Genomic DNA, 595 nt, shown 5'->3' on the forward strand with positions numbered 1-595 from the left:
GCTTGATCCGGTAGGTGTACTTCCCATTTTCGGCCTGGTTGGAAGGTAATACCGTCACCGTGGTAAGTATTTGGTGTTGCAAAGATAAATGGGTCGTAAGGCATGGCTTGTAAGCCAGAGCGGTCGGAGTCTTCCTTAAAATAAACCGTCAACGTAAAAGAGAAAGCAACGTTGTCATCACATCCTGATTGAGTTCGGAAGTAGGTACAATTGCTTTGCGTGTATTGGCTGAGATCATCGCTGATGATGAAAATGGCCTCTTCCGAGATAGTTTCCAATCCATTGCTTGCGTGTTGAACGCCGTTAAACGACAGGGTAGTTAAGCCATTCTCGATGCTTGCTTTTGCTATGCCCGGTAAACGAATAGCAAAGCCATTTTTGTATCCTGCACCGTAAGCGGCGAGGTCACCGGTGATTTGAATGTTCTCGACCACACCTTCCATACGCGTTTCTGTGATTCGGAACTGAATGACGACGTCGTTCATGTCGTAGTCTGCGGTGTATGGCCAGTTATCCTCAAACGCTACCGTTGCGTAGCCTTCTGCACTTGGGAAATGCTGAACAGATACGCCATTTTCGGTGATAGTGATTGGAT

At 47.1% G+C, this 595-nt stretch carries 1 protein-coding gene; it reads right to left on the minus strand.

The genetic code is table 11. The annotated features are described in order from the left end of the window. On the minus strand, nucleotides 1-595 hold a 595-nt coding region (locus tag R7Q46_RS28590), incomplete at both ends, for an LruC domain-containing protein (RefSeq protein ID WP_318078497.1).

The organism is Vibrio sp. 811, assembly GCF_033339195.1.